Genomic DNA, 19627 nt, shown 5'->3' on the forward strand with positions numbered 1-19627 from the left:
GCCGTCGCGCCCATCGTCCGCTTTGTCTTCACCATCGCCAAGCCCCTTGTCGCCCTTCTCTCGGTCAGCACCAACGCTATCTTAAAGCTGCTGCACATCGACCCAACCAGCCAGACAGAGCAGGTCACCGAAGAGGAAATCCGTATGATGGTTGACGTCGGCAACGAGGAAGGTTCGATCGAAAAAGACGAAGCTGATATGATCGACAATATCTTTGAGTTTGACGACATCACCGCTGAAGATGTTATGACCCATCGAACCGACGTAGCCGCTGTGGAAAACACCGCCACCGTCATGGATGTCATCCATCTGGCAATGGAAAAAGGCTTTTCCCGAATTCCGGTCTATGAAGAGGATATCGACAATATCATCGGTATTGTCTATGCCAAGGATATGCTGCGCTGCATCAATGAAACCGCAGAGCAGATGGCTCATCAGCCAATCACTCCTTTCATCCGCAAAGCAATCTTTGTTCCGGAATCCAACCGCTGCGCTGATCTGTTCAAAACCTTTAAGGAAAAGAAGATGCAGATGGCGATCGTCGTCGACGAATACGGCGGCACCTCCGGTATCGTCACCATGGAGGACCTTCTGGAATCGATCGTCGGCAACATGCAGGACGAATATGACCAGGAGGAAGAAGAGTACCAGAAAGTATCCGATCATGTCTTTATGCTCGACGGTTCCATGTCTCTGGAAGATGTCGAAGAGCTGCTGGGAACCAATGTGGGCCCTGAGGAGGACTATGACACCATCAGCGGACTGATTACCGACGTCCTTGACCGCATCCCGTCCAAGGACGAACATCCAACCGTCCGCATCGGTAACGTCGAATTTACCGTTCTTCTCACCGAGGAGCGCCGCATTGCCAAACTGCGCGCCGAGGTCCTGCCGGAAGATACCGAAGACCCAGTGCAGGAAGACTAATCATTTTTTCCATTTCTCTTATCCAACATCAACGGTCACAGGATGTTTCCTGTGACCGTTCTCATTTTTAGCGAGGTGTTTTTCCATGTCCGTTCAATCTGTGCGCGAATATCTCAAACCCTTTGGGCTCGATGAGGCAATCCGCGAATTTTCCGTCTCCAGCGCCACCGTGGAGCTGGCTGCTGCCGCTGTTGGCGTCGAACCAGCCCGCATCGCCAAAACTCTCTCCTTCTTCTTCCCACCCGAGGAACAGGGCTGCCTGCTGATTGTTGCCGCCGGCGATAAAAAAATCGACAACAAAGCCTTTAAAGCTCAGTTTGGCTTTAAGGCAAAGATGCTCCCGCACGGCCTTGCCCTCCAGCTCACCGGTCATGCTGTCGGCGGCGTCTGTCCTTTTGCTCTCCCTGACCACGTCCATGTCTATCTCGACCGTTCCCTCTGTCGTTTTTCGACCGTCTTTCCTTCCGCCGGCAGTGCAAGCTCTGCTGTCGAGATGACACCCGACCAGCTCTTCCTCTCCAGCCACGCAGAGGGATGGATTGATGTGTGTAAATCTGTTTCCGAATAGTCCCCTTGATTTTATACCATTTTTGTATTATAATAAGGACGACCTCAATTATCCACGAAAGGAGGACAACCCTATGGCACTTACTGTAACCAAGGATACCGTCATCGGCGAGGTTCTGGATTATGATTCCTCTCTGGCTGAGGTATTTTTCAGCGCAGGCATGCACTGTGTCGGCTGACCAGGCGCCCGCGGCGAAACTATTGAAGAAGCCGCTATGGTCCACGGTGTGGATTGGGCACCTATTGTTGCTGGGCTGAGAGCTCGCATTAACTAAGGTTTGTTTGAAGATGAAAAAAAGGACTCAGCAAACGCTGAGTCCTTTTTTTCATCTTATAAAGCGGCTGTCAGGAAAGCTCCACTTCTTTTTTGGCAGTATTTACGGTCAAAGAAGCGGTGTCCTGCAATGACGTATCCTCATCCACCAGCTTTGCCATCACGACAAACCGCACATCGTCCCGCCGTCCATACTTGTACGAACAGGTGGATAAGGTCAGTATTTTGTCCTCTCCGTTGACCGGTACATCATAGACGTACTCGGAGCGCTGCTGTGCCTCGGTGATGATATTCATCAGCTGGGCATCGGAGATTTCACCCTCCTCCGGATTGCGGTAATCCTTGTTGATTCGGATGTAATCAAAATCGGTAGTGGTATAAAAAACGGCAAAAATCTGCCATACCATCTCACTGTAAGAAGCTTCCGATTCTGCACTGTCACCGTCATAGATGGAAAAATAAACATAGGGATGTTGCTTTGCAAATTCCTGATCGGTAAAATGGAACAGCTGAGAGAAGCGCTCTCCATCCATATCATCGTCAAAATGGACATTGTGTCCATAGATAACCGTATTTTTGGAAAGATCCTCGCGGCTGTCAAAGTTGCATTCGTAGTCGGCAAAGTAGCATCCGGTCCAGCTGTACTGCTTCCACTCGTTCAGACGCTCATAATACTCGTTGTTGTCCGCCTGCACAACAGCGCCGTCAATTTCGGTGTCATCAATCTTCAGCCAACCGATAATATCCTCATTTTTCTCCCGAGCTTCTGCGATCTGCTGGCCAAACTGCACAACTTCCTGCTGGACCTGTTCAGTCTCCGACTCTTCCTGTGGCAGTTCCTGCTCCTCTTTGACCGGTTGCTGTTCTTCGGATTGTTCTTCCTCTCCGCAGCCGGCCATTGAAAACAACAGCATCACTGCCAGCATCAACGCCAGCGTCTTTTTCCACATCCTTGCCATAACAGGCTCCTTTCCAGCTCGCTTCTATCTTTCCATCAAGCCAGTGCTAGTTTTGGCTGACAACGTTGCAGACAATTCCCTTTCCTGCATCCATCAGTACCGATGCTCCGTTGCGGATCACCTGTGTGCAGTCTTTTGCACCGACAATGACCGGAATATTCAGCGTCAGACCAACCACTGCAGCATGGGAATTCTGTCCCGACTGCGAGGTAATGATGCCCGAAGCCTTCTTGAGAATCTCCAGCATCTCATTGTTGGTGTTGTCAATGACCAGAATGTCTCCATCCTGGAAGTTCTCCAGCGCTTCGCGCTCGCTCTTGGCTACACAAGCCTTGCCCTTTGTGCTTCCGTCACCGATGCCGGTTCCGTGCAGGATCACATCGCCCACTGTCTGTACTTTCAGCAGATTGGTTGTGCCAGGAACACCCAGCGGAACGCCGGCAGTGATTACCACCAGATCGCCGTCCTTGACCAGATTGCATTCCTCCGAACGGGCGATTGCATGTTTGAACAGATCGTCCTCGGTGCTCTGCTCCTCGCACAGTACCGGAACAACGCCCCAGGAGATGCACAGATGACGGTAGGTTGCCTCCTGTGTGGTGCATCCGATGATCGGCATCTGCGGACGATATTTGCTGATCATCCGTGCAGTCTGACCCGACTGGGTGACGGTGATGATCGCACTTGCCTGTAAATCATACGCTGCCGAACAGGTCGCATGGGAAATCGCATTGGTGATGTCGCGGTTGCACTCTCCGTCGTAATCGCGGAAACGGCGGCGATAGTTGATGTCCTGCTCGGTGCGCTCTGCAATTCTTGCCATTGTTCTGACTGCCTCTACCGGATATTTTCCGGCAGCAGTCTCACCGGAAAGCATGATAACACTGGTGCCGTCATAGACTGCGTTGGCAACGTCGGTCGCCTCTGCTCTGGTCGGGCGCGGATGGTTCATCATGCTGTCCAGCATCTGGGTCGCTGTAATAACATATTTACCGCTGTTGTATACACGGTGAATAATCATCTTCTGGATAACCGGAACATCTTCCATCGGAATCTCTACGCCCATGTCTCCGCGGGCGATCATGATGCCGTCGGAAACGCGCAGGATTTCGTCGATGTTGTTGACACCCTGGGAATTTTCAATCTTGGCAATAATCTTGATGGTGTCGCAGCCATTTTTCTCCAGCAGCGAACGAATCTGCAGAATATCGTTTGCACAGCGGGTAAAGGAAGCTGCAATAAAGTCAAATCCTGCTTTGATTCCAAATTCAATATCGTCAATATCTTTCTGGCTCAGATATGGCATCGACAGATCCACGTTTGGAACGTTGACACCTTTTTTATCCGAGATTTTGCCGCCGTTGATAACGGTACAGCTAATATCGGTTTCCGAAACCTTGTCTACACGCAGCTCGATCAAGCCGTCGTCAATCAGGATGGTGTCTCCCTCTTTAACATCCTTTGGCAGGTCCTTAAAGGTGATGGATGCACGATGTGCATTGCCGATAGTCTCCTCGGTGGTCAGTACAAAACAATCGCCGTCCTCCAAATAGGCGACGCCGCCTTCCAGCTTGCCCAAACGAATCTCAGGGCCTTTGGTATCCAGCAAAGTTGCCAGCGGAACCTTCATCTCGCTGCGCAGCTTTTTAATCAGGTCCAGTCTCTTCTGGTGTTCCTCATGGGAACCATGGGAAAAGTTAAAGCGAGCCACATTCATACCCGCTTTGATCATCTCTCTCAAGATCTCCTCCGATTCGCTGGCTGGGCCAAGCGTGCAGATAATCTTGGTCTTTCTCATACGGCACACACTCCTTATGAATCGTTCTTTTTTATTACACAGTATCAGTCATTCTTCTATCTGACTCTTACACTATATCCTACCTGCCGTTCAAAATCAATCATTCGCAAAAAATATTTACTACTTTTCCCAAGATTGTACAGATTTTTTACCAGAGTTAAACTAATTTTTGGATACAGAATGCAAGAAACTTTTTTTGTTCCTGCAAGACTTTTGTCAAAAAAAAGACACCGCTGCCATCTGCACGGTGTCCTTTTTCAATGCAATTCACTGCAAAACTACTAGTTCAGTCCCCAGACGCTTCCCTGATTGTTCTGGCTATTCTGGCTGTTTTGGGTATTCTGCTGTGCTGCGGTGTCGGTTGTTTCGGTCGGAGCTCCCTCTTCACCCAGCTCCAGCTGCAAGGTTATTTCCTGATCCTGACCGAAGCTCTGTCTGCTTTGTCTGAATACTGTCAAAGTAATTGTGTCACCTGGCTTGTGTTCCTGCAGAATTCCGGTCAGTGTTCCGGAGGAGTCGATGCTCTGACCATCAATCGCAGTGATGATGTCGCCCGCTACCAGACCAGCTTTTGCTGCCGGCGAGTTCTCGGTTACCGATACAACACCTGCGCCAACCTGATAACCGTACATCTGTGCGGTTGTCTGGTCGATCATCTTCATGGTAATGCCCATCCAAACTCTGCCTCTGACATATCCATACTGAATCAGGTCGTTGATGATTGGCTGAGCCTCGTTAATCGAAATTGCAAAGCCGATACCTTCATATTCGGTTGCTGCAATCTTCTGGGAATTGATGCCGACGACCTGACCGTAGGTGTTGACCAGTGCGCCGCCGGAGTTACCAGGGTTGATCGCTGCATCGGTCTGGATGCAGTCAACGGTGTTGCCGGTGGTGGTGGTGATGGAACGATTCAGCGCGGAAACATAACCAACGGTCACACTTCCTGCCAGTTCCAGACCGCCAGGGTTGCCGACGGTGATGACCTGCTCACCGATTTCCAGCTGATCGGAGTTTCCGAACTCTGCCGGAGTCAGACCGGTTGCTTCGATCTTCAAAACAGCAAGGTCGGTCTTTTCATCCGAACCTACCAGTGTTGCATTGTACTCGGTGGTGTCGGAAAGAACAACTTTGATGCTGGTTGCACCTTCTACTACATGTGCATTGGTAATAATATAACCATCCTGGGTGGCAATGATGCCCGAGCCCTGGCTCTGCTCGCCGCCAAAGATGCTCTGCTGGCTTTGAATGTAAGCTACAATACCAACTGCGGAAGGCATTACCTTCTCTGCACGTTCGGTGATGGTCAGCTCACCCTCCTGCAGGTTTGCCGAGGCACTGCTGGAACCTCCTGCCGGTTTGTCGTTGAGGGTCAGCTGCTCTGTCGTGCTGTTCTGCGCATCTTCAACCTCTGCACTTTCCGATTCAACCACTGTGTTGTTGCCGGAAACCAGCGCATAGGTTCCGTAACCTGCCAGAGAAACAACACCTGCGCACAAAATACCACACATGATGATGGCAAATACCCGCAGGCCTTTGTTTTTCTTTGCCTTTGGAGTGTGCTTTGGTTTTTCCTGCTTGTAATCCTCATAGTTCCACTTGTAGCTTTCGCTGGTCTTTGGATCGCCGGTCGGCTGTGCCTCATATGGATTATGTCCATTCTCCTGAGCGCCATAGCTGTATCGGCTGCTGTATGCGGATTTATTATCCTCGCTGCGCGGACCGGAACGATACCATCCATCCTGATCCGGCTGCTTGGATGTTTCATTGGCATGCGCATGTTCGTGGTGGAAAAATCCGCCTTCCTTCTTTTCCTGCTCCTGTTCTCCTGTAGCATTCTTGCTGGAGAATACCCAGCCGCTGCTCTGACTTTCTTGGCTGGTCTGATTTTCCGTTGCCTGCGCATTGTTTTCCTGTGCCTGATTTTCCGTTGCCTGCGCATTGTTTTCCTGCGCATTATTTTCATTGGAACTTACGTTCGGATCTTGTTCTTTACCGGACTGATTTGCTTCCGGTTCCAATCCGTTATTGTTCATTTTCTTTTCATCCATATCTGAAAACCTCCCTGTGTCCACCAGTGATACACCTCATATCGGACACCTTGTTGTTTTGTTCTATTACATTGATTATTATATCTGCAATTTATGAAAATAAATGAAACAAGACTTAAACTGTTTCATACTTTTTTCTACTAAAATAATGAACAAATTTCCAACATTTTTCCGCTAGATTTCCCTGACAGAGGACGGCTTTTGCTGCTTGGTCAACGCCTTTGGAGCCGTAGCAACCGAGAAGCTGAATTCACAGTATTCGCCCTCGACGCTGCGCACAATGACCTCGCCCTGATGCAGGTTGACGATGGAGCGTACAATGTGCAGTCCCAGTCCCACACCGGTCTTGTCGATGCTGCGCGAACGGTCGGTCTTGTAGAAGCGGTCAAATACCTTGGAAATCTCATCCTTCGGGATGCCTTCACCGGAGTTTTTGATGTTGATGTAGGTTCTCTTTGCATCCACCGTGTAGCTCACTTCGATGTAGCCGCCCTCGTTGACAAACTTCACTGCATTTTCCAGCAGATTGTAAACTACCTGATGGATCAGGTCCTCATCGGCCTCTACCATAATTTTGCCCGCATCCAGGCCCTTTATTTCCAGATGCTTGGACTCTATGGTCTGCTCAAAGGTAAAAATGCTCGACAAAACTGCCTCGTTTACGTCAAAGACGGTCGGATTCAGCTTCATTTCGCCCGCCTCAATCTTGGCGATGTTGAGCATCGAGCGCACCAGACGGGACAGTCGTTTGACCTCGTCCGAGACAATGGTCAGATAATGGCGCTCCTTCTCCGGCGGAATGGTTCCGTCCAGGATGCCGTCGATAAATCCGGCGATGCTGGTCATCGGCGTCTTTAACTCGTGCGAGACGTTTGCCACAAACGAACGCCGCACGCTCTCCTGCTGTGCCAGACTTGCCGCCATGTTGTTAAACGCCATCGACAGCTTGCCGATCTCATCCCGTTCGTTGATCGGAACACGCGCAGAAAAGTCACCCTTTGCAAACGATTCGGTCGCCTTGACCATCTCCCGCAGCGGGCGCACCAGATTTCCGGTCACCACATAGACCACCGCAAAGGTGACCACCATCATGACCAGTGCGCTGAGCAGGAACATCTTGAGAATCTCACCCATAAAGTCGGTCAGCTCCTGCGCCGAAGTGGATGCAAACACAATGCCGGCGATGCGTCCGTCGGACAGCTTCAGCGGAACACCGACAGTATAGTAGGAACTCTTGTAGATCTCGCCCATTTTGCCGACTTCCTTGTAGATGCCGTCCTCCTTGGTCTTGTTGATAATGTCCTCGTTGATGCCGTAGGCTTTGTGGCTGCATGTCGAACGATGGGTGCATAACAGCACCTCTCCCGACAGATTGGACAGATAGATGTCGGCATCCATCGACTTCGCCATCGGAATCCATGCCGTTGTCAATGAGGAGTTGTAATCGACAATCTGATAAACGCCGTCGATGGAAACAACATGTTCCAGCGTCAGCTCTGCCGCATACTCCGCATTTTTTTCCAACGCACCCAGTTTGTCCTCTTTAAAATACTGTGCTGCAAACACCATAAACAGGATTCCCAAAATCACAATGCTCATCAGCACCACCGAACAGCATACCGAAAAATATTTTCGAAATAAACTCCGCTGCATATACCTTCCTCCTTTCGGGGTTTGCAAAACCGCATTCCCCTTTACCTCTCTATCAAAAATAAAAAGCCGCTGTAACGAATGTACAGCGGCCCGAAACAGCTTATTCCTTCACTTCAAATTTATACCCGACGCCCCAAACCGTCTTCAGGCTCCATTTGTCGGACACGCCTTCCAGTTTTTCACGCAGACGTTTGACATGGACATCCACCGTTCTGGAGTCTCCGTAATATTCAAATCCCCAAACCTCGTTGAGCAGCTGATCTCTGGTGTACACTCTGTTTGGATTGCTCGCCAGGTGGTACAGCAGTTCCAGCTCCTTCGGCGGTGTGTCGATAACCTTGCCGTCGACCTTCAGCTCATACTTTGTCATATTGACAACCAGCTTGTCATAGGACACCTCTTTGGTATCGTTGCCCGAGGAGGACTTGCCGGTTCTTCTCATAACTGCTTTGATGCGCGCAACAATCTCCTTTGCATCAAACGGCTTGACCACATAGTCGTCTGCGCCCAGCTCCAGACCCAGCACCTTGTCAAAAGTCTCGCCCTTGGCGGTGATCATGATGATCGGACAGTTGGATTTTTTGCGAATATCTCTGCAAACCTGCCAGCCATCCAGCTTTGGCATCATGATGTCCAGCAGCACGATGTCTGGATTTTCCGCGTTAAAACGCTCGATTGCCTGTTCTCCATCTGCCGCCAGCACGACGGTATATCCTTCTTTTTCCAGATACAATCTCAACAGTTCAGCAATGTTCTGGTCGTCATCCGCAACCAGGATTTTTCCCATCGACATACTTTTGCTCCATTTCCCCGCCGCTTTTCAAACTTCTCTATGTTGGGCTGGTGTCGCAGCAGCGGTACAGACACCGATTCCGAACATTCTTTACAAAATTGCCATGCTTTCTTTTATTATAACACAGCTCTCTGGAAGATGCACCACGTTTTTGTCGAAACCTCTTCCAGCCATCTTCTTTTATTATACGAAAACATACGGAAAATTGGTGAAAAAACTTTAAACAGATTTTGGAAAACAGATGAAATATGCCTTTGTATTTTCAACATCCTTCTGTTGGAATGGTTAAAAACCCCTGTTTTCACAACATTCCTCCTGCTATCCCCTTGCCTAATACAGGCGCAAACGATATAATAAGGATATATGTGCGAATAGCCTTCCACCGCCCGTGGTGGAATCAACGAAAGGAAAGAATCAATATGAAATTAGGTATCGTGGGTCTGCCGAACGTCGGCAAAAGCACCCTGTTCAATGCTATTACCAACGCTGGTGCGCAGTCGGCAAACTATCCCTTCTGCACCATCGAGCCAAATATCGGCACCGTTGCTGTTCCAGATTACCGTCTGGATGAGCTTGCCAAGATGTATGAGCCAGAAAAGATCACCCCTGCGGTCATCGAATTTGTCGACATCGCCGGTCTGGTCAAAGGCGCTTCCAAAGGTGAAGGTCTGGGCAATAAGTTCCTGTCCAATATCCGCGAAGTAGACGCCATCGTTCACGTTGTCCGCTGCTTTGAGGACGGCGAGATTGTCCACGTCGAAGGCAGCATCGGACCAAAGCGCGACATCGAGGTCATCAACCTGGAGCTGATCTTCTCCGACCTCGACATTCTTGAGCGCCGCATCGACAAAGCGGTCAAAGCTGCCAAAGGCGATAAAAAATACCTGGCTGAGGTCGATCTGTTAAACCGCGTCAAAGCACATCTGGAGGAAGGCAAATCCGCCCGCAGCATGGAATTTACCGACGACGAAAAGGCCATCATGTCTGATATTCCGCTGCTCTCCAATAAGCCGATCATCTACGTTGCCAATATGAGCGAGAACGACTTTAACGGCAAGCTCGACTCTAATCCTTTCTATAACGAAGTTCTGGAAATCGCCAAAGAGGAAAACTCGGAGGTTGTTCCGATCTGTGCAAGACTGGAGGAGGAAATCTCCGACATGTCCAAAGAGGACAAGCTGATGTTCCTCGAGGAGCTGGGACTGGAGGAGTCCGGTCTGGACCGCCTCATCAAAGCTGGTTACCACCTGCTCGGCCTCATCTCCTACCTGACCGCCGGCAAACCGGAGGTTCGTGCATGGACCATCACCCGCGGCACCAAGGCACCGCAGGCTGCCGGCAAGATCCACAGCGACTTTGAACGCGGCTTCATCCGCGCCGAGGTCATCTCCTACGAGGACCTGATCGCCAACGGTTCGATCGCCGCTGCAAAAGAAAAAGGTCTGGTCCGCTCCGAGGGCAAAGAGTACGTCATGCAGGACGGCGACGTTGTTCTCTTTAGATTCAACGTCTAATTTTCAATTATATTGTATAAAAAAGGATGCTGGAAAAACCAGCATCCTTTTTTATTTGTTATCCCTCTTTTTTATAGGGACCCAGATTTCGCTATAAGCATAATCTTTTCTTTCCGCATCCATCTTGGCAAAAGAAAAGGAGAATGAACTCAACAACTCATAATCCGAAGTTATAAACCACTCTGAATAAATTTTGGCCATTGTCTCCTGCAATGTAAACGGGAACGGTCCTTCATTTGGAAACACCGCCCATGTACAAGCTGGAACTGGTATCGTTTCCAAACAATCCGATACGTCTTCTCTGGTTGTTAATACGCCTATCATATGTGTCAGTTCGCCTTTTTCTTCCAAGAAATTTGTATCGGACTCATAGGATACATTGACGATTTCATGGGGTGTAGTGTTTTGAACTCGATGCATTTCATTTCGTTGCTGTTCTGTGATGCTTTGAGCCAATTTTACAATCTCCAAATTTACTCCTTCAAATTGCATCGGAACTCGTTTGCTCACACCTGCAAATCGGAAGGCTTCCTTTTCTATTATCTTATATTCCATAATATCTCCTCCTTTGATTGTAACAACAAAGCTTAGTTTCTGAAAAAATTTGCATTGCTGAAGCTTTGCTGCTTCCGATGGCAGCATCCCACTCCATTTTTTAAAAGCTCTGCTAAAACCATCCACCGACTGATATCCATATCGGAAGGCAATTTCGGTTACAGATTTTCCCTGCAAAAGCTCTTGGTTTGCTTTTGACAATTTTCTATTTTTGACATACTCACCCAAACTCATATTGGTTAATGCAAAAAAGATTTTTCGAAAATGCAGATCAGAAACATGAACATGTTCCGCAATCTTCTCTAAAGAAAAATCCTCATCCAAATGCTCCTCAATGTAGTCCATCGCTTCATTGAGCTTTTTCAGCATATTTTCTCCTCCTTTCTTGTAAAAATCATACCACAATTACTTGAAAGATGCTCGACTTGTCAGATGAAAAAAAGTCGGTTGCTGATATTGTAAGATTGCTAAGTTTTTCCTTGTTTCTGGTCATTTTATATGATAAAATGAAGATGGAATCATAACTTTGTGTTATGATTTACTACCGTTTTTTGGAGGAGAGAAGTATGAAAAGAGTCCTCGTTGCTGGTTTGCAGCATGAATCCAATTCTTTCAACCCCATCGTTACCGGCGAAAAAGATTTCCAGGTCATCCGTGGCGCAGAAATCTTCAATCGTTTTCGTGATAATGACCCTGTCACCGGCGTCATCAAACCGCTGATGGAACAGGGATATGAGGTCGTTCCGACAGTCTTTGCAAGCGCCGTACCAAACGGCGAGGTTGACCACGATTTTTATATGAACCTCAAAGCGGAGATCATCCGCGTTGCGAAAGAAGAGCAGGCTAAGAAACCGATCGACGCTATCACACTTGCTCTCCATGGCTCGATGCGCGTCAAGGGTCTGGGCGAAGCGGAAGGCTACCTGCTGGAAGAATTAAGACAGATCTTCCCTGACATCCCACTCTTCTGCTCGCTGGATATGCACACCACCATGACCGAACGCATGCACAACAACTGCGACGGTTTTGTCGGCTATAAATGCGCTCCGCACACCGACCGCTATGAAACCGGTGTCCATGCTTCCCGCATGACCATCGCTGCTCTGGAAAATGGCTTCAAGGCACATTCTGCCTGGGTCAAAGTTCCGATCCTCATCGCAGGCGAGCAGTCCTCCACCACCGTTGAACCGATGGCAAGCATGATCGACGAACTGCGCCGCACCGAAACTCAGCCAGGCATCATGGCAGCTTCCTACCTGATGGGCTTCCCCTGGGCAGATAATGAGGACAGCTCCTGTGCCGTTTATGTCGTTGCTGACAGCCAGGAACTGGCAGAAAAAGAAGCCATCCGTCTGGCAAACGAGATGTGGAACCGCAGACATGAGTTCTGCTTCCAGACTGAAACCTACCACGAAAAAGAGGCCATCGACGTTGCTTTCAAAGCAATTCAGGAAGGTCATCCAACTCCGGTTTACCTTTCCGACTCGGGCGATAACCCGACCGCTGGTTCCTCCTCCGACTGCACCGGTTTCCTGCGTCTGCTCATGGAGGACCCACGTACCGACCTGTTAAAGACACCTGTCCTCTACGGCGGCATCTACGATCCAGAAGCAACCCTGGCCTGCAAGGGCAAGGTTGGTCAGCAGGTTACCCTGACCTTCGGTTCTAAGTTCGACTCCAAGACCACCCAGCCAATCACCGCCACCGGTACCGTCAAAGCCTACATCGAAAACTGGGGCAGATCCTCGGTCAAATCCGATCTGGCTCTGTTTAACTCCTGCGGCGTTGACATCGTTCTGGCAGAAGCACACGTCGGCTATACTACACCGGAGATCTTCTCCGACCTCGGCCGTGAAGCAACCGAAGCGGACATCGTCGTCTGCAAGCTGGGTTACCTCACCGAGTTCCATTCGGCAATCGCAAAGAGAAGCATCATGGCACTGTCCAAAGGCAGCACCAATGAGGATCTTCCAAGCCTGAACTACACCAAAGTTCCGCGCCCGATCTTCCCTCTCGAGGATAACTTCCCTTACGATGCAGCTGCAAACCTCATCGCTAAAAAGTAATATTGCATAAAAAAAGACTCGCAGATAACTGCGAGTCTTTTTTTATGCTTATTTGTACAGATGGCAGGAAACAAAATGTCCTGGCTCGATCTCGGTCTGAATCGGCTTGGTTTCCAGACACTCTGGTCTGCACTGTTTGCATCGTGCAGCAAATGGGCAACCCTTTGGCAGGTTGATGGTGCTTGGAATATCGCCTTCCAGAATAATTCTTTCCTGCTGATGGCCTGGGTCCGGAATCGGAACCGCAGACAGCAGCGCCTGGGTATATGGATGTGCAGGATTTTTGTACAGCACGGTCTTTGGTGCCAGCTCAACCACATATCCCAGATACATAACTGCGATACGGTCGGAAATCATCTCAACAACCGACAGGTCGTGGGAGATGAACAGATAGGTCAGGTTAAATTTCTGCTGAAGATCATGCAGAAGGTTCAGTACCTGAGCCTGAATCGAAACGTCCAGCGCAGAGATTGGCTCGTCAGCGATGATCAGTTCCGGTTTTACTGTCAATGCTCTTGCAATACCGATACGCTGTTTCTGACCGCCGGAGAACTCATGCGGATAACGTTTTGCATGTTTTGCGCTCAGACCTACTGTTTCCAGCAGCTCATGAACGATCTTCATACGCTCTTCTTTGGACAGATTGGTGTGGATCAGCAATGGCTCCTCAACCAGGTCCTCAACTCTCATACGAGGGTTTAAGCTTCCTGCTGGGTCCTGGAAGATCATCTGAATGTTTTTGCGCAGAGGACGCATCTCCGCCTGGGACAGCTTGCTGATATCTTTACCGTCAAACCAGATTTCACCGCTGTCCGGAACCAGCAGATGGTCGATCAGACGGCCGGTGGTGCTCTTTCCGCAGCCAGACTCGCCTACAACCGAGAAGGTTTCGCCGCGATAAATATCAAAGCTGACATTGTTGACAGCATGGACAAACTTATTTGGTCTTCCCAGAAGGTTCTTACCTGCCGGAAAGGTTTTGGATACATTTTTTACAGAAACAATAGGCTCCATACTTCGCTTATCCCCTTTCCTATCTTTCCTGACGCCAGCATCTGCACTTCTGATTTGCGCTGATCTGGAACAGATCCGGCTCCTCATTGCGGCAGCGCTCGGTCGCATATTTGCATCGTGGTGCAAAACGACAGCCTTTTGGCAGCATCGACAGGTCAGGAACGCTTCCTGGGATGCTCGGCAGTACCTTGACGCCGGAACCAAGCTTCGGAACGGATGCGATCAGACCTTCTGTATATGGATGTGTAGGGTGATTAAACAGCTCTTCAACCGGAGCTTCCTCTACGATCTCACCTGCGTACATAACGATAACTCTGGTGCACATCTCTGCAACAACGCCCAGGTCGTGGGTAATCAGCAGAATGCTCATGCCCTCTTCCTGCTGAATCTTCTTCATCAGTTCCAGAATCTGTGCCTGAATGGTAACGTCCAGCGCGGTTGTCGGCTCGTCTGCAATCAGCATCTGTGGGTTACAGCTCATCGCCATTGCGATCATAACACGCTGGCTCATACCACCGGAAAGCTGATGTGGATAGTTTTTCAAAACACGCTCTGGGTCAGGGATACCAACCTGCGACAGCATCTTGGAGGCATGCTTGCGAGCTTCCTCTTTGCTCATGTTGGTGTGCAGACGGATTCCCTCGATCATCTGCTTGTCAATACGCATTGCAGGATTCAGGCTGCTCATTGGCTCCTGGAAGATCATGCTCATTTTGCCGCCGCGAATCTTGCGCATCTCGTTTTCACTGATCTTCTGCAGATCCTCTCCGTCGAAGATCACTTCACCCTTGGTTACTTTACCGGAGGTAAAGTTGAGCAGTCGCATAATCGAAAGCGAGGTAACGCTCTTGCCACAGCCCGACTCACCTACCAGACCCAGGATCTCACCTTTATCCAAATGAAAGCTGATCTCATTGATCGCTGTTACGCTGGATTTTTTGCTCTGGAAAAATTCCGTGCGCAATTTGTTGACTGTAAGTAATCTTTCCTGTACCATAGTGTACTCCTTTCCTTGTCTCGCTCATTACTTGATCTTCGGATCAAGAGTATCTCTCAAGCCATCGCCAAACAGGTTGAATGCAAGAACTGTTAAAAAGATGACCAGACCTGGGAAGTACACCATGTGCGAAGCAATACCGATATAGTTTCTGCCCTGAGAAAGCATAGCGCCCCATTCTGGTTCGGTAACGTTTGCGCCGAAACCAAGGAAGCTTAGAGAAGCAGCTGCCATGATTGCAGAACCGATTCTCATGGTAAAGTTTACGATCAGGGACTGAATGGTGCCAGGGAAAATATGTACAAACAGCAGTCGGCTGTCTTTACAGCCAAGGCTCTGTGCAACCTCAACATACAGCGAACCTTTTACTGCCAGAGTAGCGCTTCGCATGATACGTGCAAAGCTCGGGATGGTAAATACCATAACCGCGATCAAAACGTTGATGATACCAGGGCCAAGGATTGCTACGATTGCGATAGCAAGCAGGATGTCTGGGAAGCTGAACAGAACGTCCGAACCTCTCATAACCAGTGTTTCGATGATGCCGCCGTAGTAACCAGCCAGCAGGCCCAGAACGGTACCGAGAGCTGCACCGACAATAACTGCAGACAGCGATACACCCAGTGTCAGACGTGCGCCAACCAGCATACGGCTGAAGATGTCACGGCCATAGTGGTCGGTACCAAACAGATGCTCTGCGCTTGGTCCCTGCAGTGCGTTTGCATAGTCATATGCATCGTACTGATATGGTGCAATGTAAGGTCCGATAATTGCGATGATAATCAGCAGGACAATGATAATCAGGCCAAGCACTGCTGTTTTGCGTTTCAAAAACTTTTTGACAAAAGCTTTTGCCTTGCTGCTTTGATCCGCCTTGATATTTTCATCAATATAGTTTGATTCAAACGCAGTATTCTGCTGCTGTTCGTTTTTCTGAATGTCAGCCATAAGGTAGATTCCTCCTTCTATATTGTTTAATCAAGCCGGATCTTCGGATTGATTACGCCGTACAGCAGGTCGACGACCAGGTTGATCAAAACGTACTGCAAAGCAAACAGCATCAGCAGGCCCTGTACAGCCGCATAGTCACGGAACTGGATCGAGTCTGTCAGCAGACGGCCCATGCCAGGGATGGAGAATACGGTCTCAGTCAAAACGGAACCGGACAGCAGACCACCGATCTGCAGGCCCAGGATGGTGACAACCTGAATCAGCGAGTTTCTGAACGCGTGCGAGAACATAACCAGAGATTCTTTCTGGCCTTTTGCTCTTGCGGTACGGACATAATCCTCACGCAGCGTTTCCAGCATGGAGGAACGGGAGTATCTTGCCAAAACAGCCATGATACCACAACCCATGGTAAAGGATGGAAGAATAAATCCTTTCCAGGAATCCAAGCCACCGGATGGCAGCCAGCCCAGCTGAACCGAGAAGATCTGAATACCCATCAGACCGAGCCAGAAACCAGGCGCCGAAAGACCGGTAATCGCAATCAGCATACAAACGTGGTCAAAGATCTTGCCCTGTTTGATTGCCGACATAACGCCAATGAAAATACCCAGAATTGGTGCCCACAAAACACCGGCAAATACCAGTTTCAAAGTCTGCGGCATTCTTTCTGCGATCAGTTCGCTGACTGGAGTAAACGATTTCATGCTTTCGCCCATGTCGCCATGGAACAGTTTTACCATGTAATCAACATACTGGGTAACGATCGGTTTATTCAAGCCGTATTCCTCACGGATTGCTTCAACCTGCCACTCCTCTGCATCCAGACCTGCAATGGTTCTTGCCGGATCACCTGGAATCAGATGAATGAACATAAATACAAAAATGGAAATGATGAACATCAACGGAATGGTCGCCAGTATGCGTCTGACAAAGTAACGACTCATACAAAAATTTCCCCCTTCTGCAAAGAAAGGAGTAGCAAAATTACTACTCCTTTCTTTCTAATTATTAAATACCCTAGATTTAATAACTGCGGAATTAGTGATCAAGCTCTGCGGTTGTGAAGACGATATCGCCGCCTGGTTTATAGGTCAGGCCTTTGACATAGCTTCTCTGAGCAGTGATCGAGTTATCGTTTGCAAGGAACATCCATGGGCACTCTTCCCAAGCAATTGCCTGAGCCTGTGCGTACAGATCAGCGATCTCTGCTTCGTCGGTGGAAACCAGAGCGTCATCGAGCAGCTGGTTGAACTCAGCGTTGTTCCAGAATGCGGTGTTGTAACCGGATGGTGGGAATTTTTCGCCGTGCAGGATGTTTCTCATCGAGCCGTCTGCTTCGTAGGAACCGGAGCTCCAGTTTACATACCACATCTGAACTTCTGTCTCATCCTCTGGAAGAGCGGTTCTGTCAGCGATAGTGGTGGATTCCTGTGGTTCTACGGTAACATCAATGTTGATCTGTGCCAGCTGCTGTTTTACAAACTCAGCGCCCTGCATCTCGATGGTGGTGTTATCTACCCAAATGGTTACTGGGAAGCCATCAGCATAGCCTGCTTCTTCCATCAGAGCCTGTGCTTTTTCAAGGTCCAGATCGTATGGAGTCTGCTCAGCATAGTACATGATCGAATCAGAGAAGATCGAGGTTGGTTTAACTGCATAGCCCTGGAATACTACCTGGCAGAATGCTTCGTTATCGAAAGCATAGTTCATTGCCTGACGTACTCTGACATCGTTGAATGGCTGTCTGCCATCTGCCAGAGTGTAGTTCTTGTTCAGAGTTACATAACGGTATGTAATACCTTTTTCGTTCATAACAACGATGTTGGAATCGCCTTCGATCTGCTCTACCTGGATTGGAGGTACTGGAGTAATGATATCTGCCTCACCGGTTTTCAGCATAGCGATACGGGAACCGTCTTCTGGTACAACCTTGAAGGTCAGGGAGTCAACTTTTGGACCCTCTCTCCAGTAGTTTTCGTTGCGAACTACTTTGGTATAACCGCCGTCAACACGCTCTGCAAATACGTATGGACCGGTACCAGCGGACTGTTTAGCCAAACCGTCTTTACCCAGTTCTTCGATTGCTTTCGGGCTAACGATTCTTACCTGAGTCAGTTTGTTCAGGAAGGTGTTGTTTGGTGCATCCAGAGTGATAGTCAGCTGATACTCGCTGTCAGCAACTGCACTTACCCAGGATTTTGTCTGGGAGTAAACTCTCAGAGACTGGTCAGCTTTGCCGCGTTCCCAGTTTGCAATAACTGCTTCTGCGTTGAATGGCTCGCCATCATGGAAGGTTACGCCTTCATTCAGAACGAAGGTGTAGGTCAGACCATCTTCAGACATTGTCCACTCTTTAGCCAGCATTGGGATGATGTTTGCATCTGCATCAAAGGTAACCAATGCTTCGTACATGGTGTTGGTAACAGTATTGGAAACACCGTTGCTGGATACATGTGGGTCCAGGTTGGTGACGTCCGCCTGCATTGCAACAACCATATCGTTGTCCGGCGATTTTGCTGTGGAAGTTTCCGATGCAGCCTCACCGCTCTCCTCGGTTGTGGTCTCTGTGGTGGTCTCTTCGGTGGTGGTTCCTTCTTCGCTGGTGGTGGTGCCGCCCGAGCTACATGCTGCAAAGGTCAGTGCCATTACAACAGCGAGGAAAAATGAAATTCTCTTCTTCATAAGATCTCCCTTTCTTGTTGTAGTTTTTAACAAAACACTCTTTAATGTGGGGACTAAATCTATCCTAATTATATAATTATTCACCTGCTTTTGCAATAGGTTTATGAATATTTTTCAACTTTTCTGTGTTCAAATTTTATCGACGACAAATTTTGTTCTTAATTACAGTTTTATTTTTCACTTTGGCGTATTATTTAGTAAATTTGACAACAAATTTGAAGATTTTTAGACACGAAATCACTTTTTCATCACTTTGCAATCCAGTATAATTGCGACTTTTTCGCTTTTTGTAAACAAATTGTAACACGATTTTATTATGTTTTTTCTACATTTTCTGCCTTTTTTCCATATTTTTCTGTTTACAGTTCACTAGGACCGTCGTAAGGTTCAAACTCTCCTGGGAAAAGTACCTTTTCCACAATTTGTGCGCAGTCCATCACACATCCGCGGCAGGAACGCAGACGGTCGGTTTTGCCATCGGTGCCGCGCAGATCCTGACAGATCATGCTGGTATTTTTCTTCTCAAAACGCTGTGCCATCTCCTTGCCCAGATCGAAGGTTGCAAACTTGGAAGCCGGTGCCTCCATATTGGCGTCCGAATTTTTCAGTCCGGCCAGCATCATCATTGCACAGACACTGCCGCAGGTCTGAAACATTCCTGCGATTCCCAGTCCGTAAGCCTCCGCTGCACGAAATGCCAGTCGCTCATCCATGCCCAGCTTGTCGCAGTAGGTGCAGACGACCGCCTGACAGCAGTTGTAGCCGTCTTTGTGCTTCTGTGCAGCTTCCCAAACTCTGCTTTTTTCCATTTCAATCTCCTCCTTTT

At 48.9% G+C, this 19627-nt stretch carries 16 protein-coding genes; 4 read left to right on the forward strand and 12 right to left on the reverse strand.

The window, feature by feature from the left end; genetic code table 11:
* Nucleotides 1-927, forward strand: a 927-nt coding sequence (locus tag Q0L39_RS03695) for a hemolysin family protein (RefSeq protein WP_296626989.1), incomplete at its 5' end; no start/stop codon positions are given.
* An 85-nt stretch (nucleotides 928-1012) separates the two neighbouring features.
* Nucleotides 1013-1495, forward strand: a complete 483-nt coding sequence (locus Q0L39_RS03700) for a YbaK/EbsC family protein (protein ID WP_296626990.1) — start codon at nucleotides 1013-1015, stop codon at nucleotides 1493-1495.
* 344 nt (nucleotides 1496-1839) lie between these two features.
* Here Q0L39_RS03700 and Q0L39_RS03710 read toward each other — a convergent pair whose 3' ends face one another.
* From Q0L39_RS03710 to Q0L39_RS03730, 5 genes are all read right to left on the reverse strand, one after another.
* Nucleotides 1840-2727 (reverse strand): class B sortase, encoded by an 888-nt coding sequence (locus Q0L39_RS03710; RefSeq protein ID WP_296626991.1) that lies wholly within the window; start codon nucleotides 2725-2727, stop codon nucleotides 1840-1842.
* A 46-nt stretch (nucleotides 2728-2773) separates the two neighbouring features.
* Nucleotides 2774-4525 (reverse strand): pyruvate kinase, encoded by a 1752-nt coding sequence (gene pyk, locus Q0L39_RS03715; RefSeq protein WP_296626992.1) that lies wholly within the window; start codon nucleotides 4523-4525, stop codon nucleotides 2774-2776.
* A gap of 281 nt (nucleotides 4526-4806) precedes the next feature.
* The gene (locus tag Q0L39_RS03720) at nucleotides 4807-6576 is read right to left on the reverse strand and encodes a trypsin-like peptidase domain-containing protein (RefSeq protein WP_296626993.1); all 1770 of its coding nucleotides are present in this window, start codon (nucleotides 6574-6576) and stop codon (nucleotides 4807-4809) included.
* 174 nt (nucleotides 6577-6750) lie between these two features.
* A complete protein-coding gene (locus Q0L39_RS03725) occupies nucleotides 6751-8229 on the reverse strand; it encodes a HAMP domain-containing sensor histidine kinase (RefSeq protein ID WP_296626994.1) in 1479 nt (492 codons plus the stop codon).
* Nucleotides 8230-8329: 100 nt separating this feature from the next.
* Entirely contained in the window at nucleotides 8330-9022 is a 693-nt protein-coding gene (locus tag Q0L39_RS03730) for a response regulator transcription factor (RefSeq protein ID WP_296626995.1), read from the reverse strand.
* A gap of 419 nt (nucleotides 9023-9441) precedes the next feature.
* On the opposite strand from Q0L39_RS03730, the gene ychF reads away from it, so the two are divergent.
* A complete protein-coding gene (gene ychF, locus Q0L39_RS03735) occupies nucleotides 9442-10536 on the forward strand; it encodes a redox-regulated ATPase YchF (RefSeq protein ID WP_296626996.1) in 1095 nt (364 codons plus the stop codon).
* Between the two features lie 51 nt (nucleotides 10537-10587).
* On the opposite strand, the gene Q0L39_RS03740 is transcribed toward ychF, so the two are convergent.
* Nucleotides 10588-11460, reverse strand: coding sequence for an AraC family transcriptional regulator (locus Q0L39_RS03740; protein ID WP_296626997.1), 873 nt, complete (start codon nucleotides 11458-11460; stop codon nucleotides 10588-10590).
* Between the two features lie 197 nt (nucleotides 11461-11657).
* On the opposite strand from Q0L39_RS03740, the gene Q0L39_RS03745 reads away from it, so the two are divergent.
* On the forward strand, nucleotides 11658-13157 hold the full coding sequence (locus Q0L39_RS03745; protein WP_296626998.1) for a M81 family metallopeptidase: 1500 nt from the start codon (nucleotides 11658-11660) through the stop codon (nucleotides 13155-13157).
* Nucleotides 13158-13205: 48 nt separating this feature from the next.
* Here the strand turns inward: Q0L39_RS03745 and Q0L39_RS03750 are convergent, their stop codons facing one another.
* The 6 genes from Q0L39_RS03750 to Q0L39_RS03775 form a co-directional block, all read right to left on the reverse strand.
* Nucleotides 13206-14171, reverse strand: coding sequence for an oligopeptide/dipeptide ABC transporter ATP-binding protein (locus Q0L39_RS03750; RefSeq protein ID WP_296626999.1), 966 nt, complete (start codon nucleotides 14169-14171; stop codon nucleotides 13206-13208).
* A gap of 19 nt (nucleotides 14172-14190) precedes the next feature.
* A complete protein-coding gene (locus tag Q0L39_RS03755) occupies nucleotides 14191-15168 on the reverse strand; it encodes an ABC transporter ATP-binding protein (RefSeq protein ID WP_296627000.1) in 978 nt (325 codons plus the stop codon).
* A gap of 27 nt (nucleotides 15169-15195) precedes the next feature.
* The gene (locus Q0L39_RS03760; protein WP_296627001.1) at nucleotides 15196-16116 is read right to left on the reverse strand and encodes an ABC transporter permease subunit; all 921 of its coding nucleotides are present in this window, start codon (nucleotides 16114-16116) and stop codon (nucleotides 15196-15198) included.
* 26 nt (nucleotides 16117-16142) lie between these two features.
* Entirely contained in the window at nucleotides 16143-17063 is a 921-nt protein-coding gene (locus Q0L39_RS03765) for an ABC transporter permease (protein ID WP_296627002.1), read from the reverse strand.
* Between the two features lie 94 nt (nucleotides 17064-17157).
* Nucleotides 17158-18801 (reverse strand): ABC transporter substrate-binding protein, encoded by a 1644-nt coding sequence (locus Q0L39_RS03770; RefSeq protein ID WP_296627003.1) that lies wholly within the window; start codon nucleotides 18799-18801, stop codon nucleotides 17158-17160.
* A 359-nt stretch (nucleotides 18802-19160) separates the two neighbouring features.
* Nucleotides 19161-19610 (reverse strand): C-GCAxxG-C-C family protein, encoded by a 450-nt coding sequence (locus Q0L39_RS03775; protein ID WP_296627004.1) that lies wholly within the window; start codon nucleotides 19608-19610, stop codon nucleotides 19161-19163.
* Nucleotides 19611-19627 lie beyond the last annotated feature (17 nt).

Origin of the sequence: uncultured Negativibacillus sp., from assembly GCF_944388365.1 — a bacterium.
In the GTDB taxonomy this organism is placed as follows: domain Bacteria; phylum Bacillota; class Clostridia; order Oscillospirales; family Ruminococcaceae; genus Negativibacillus.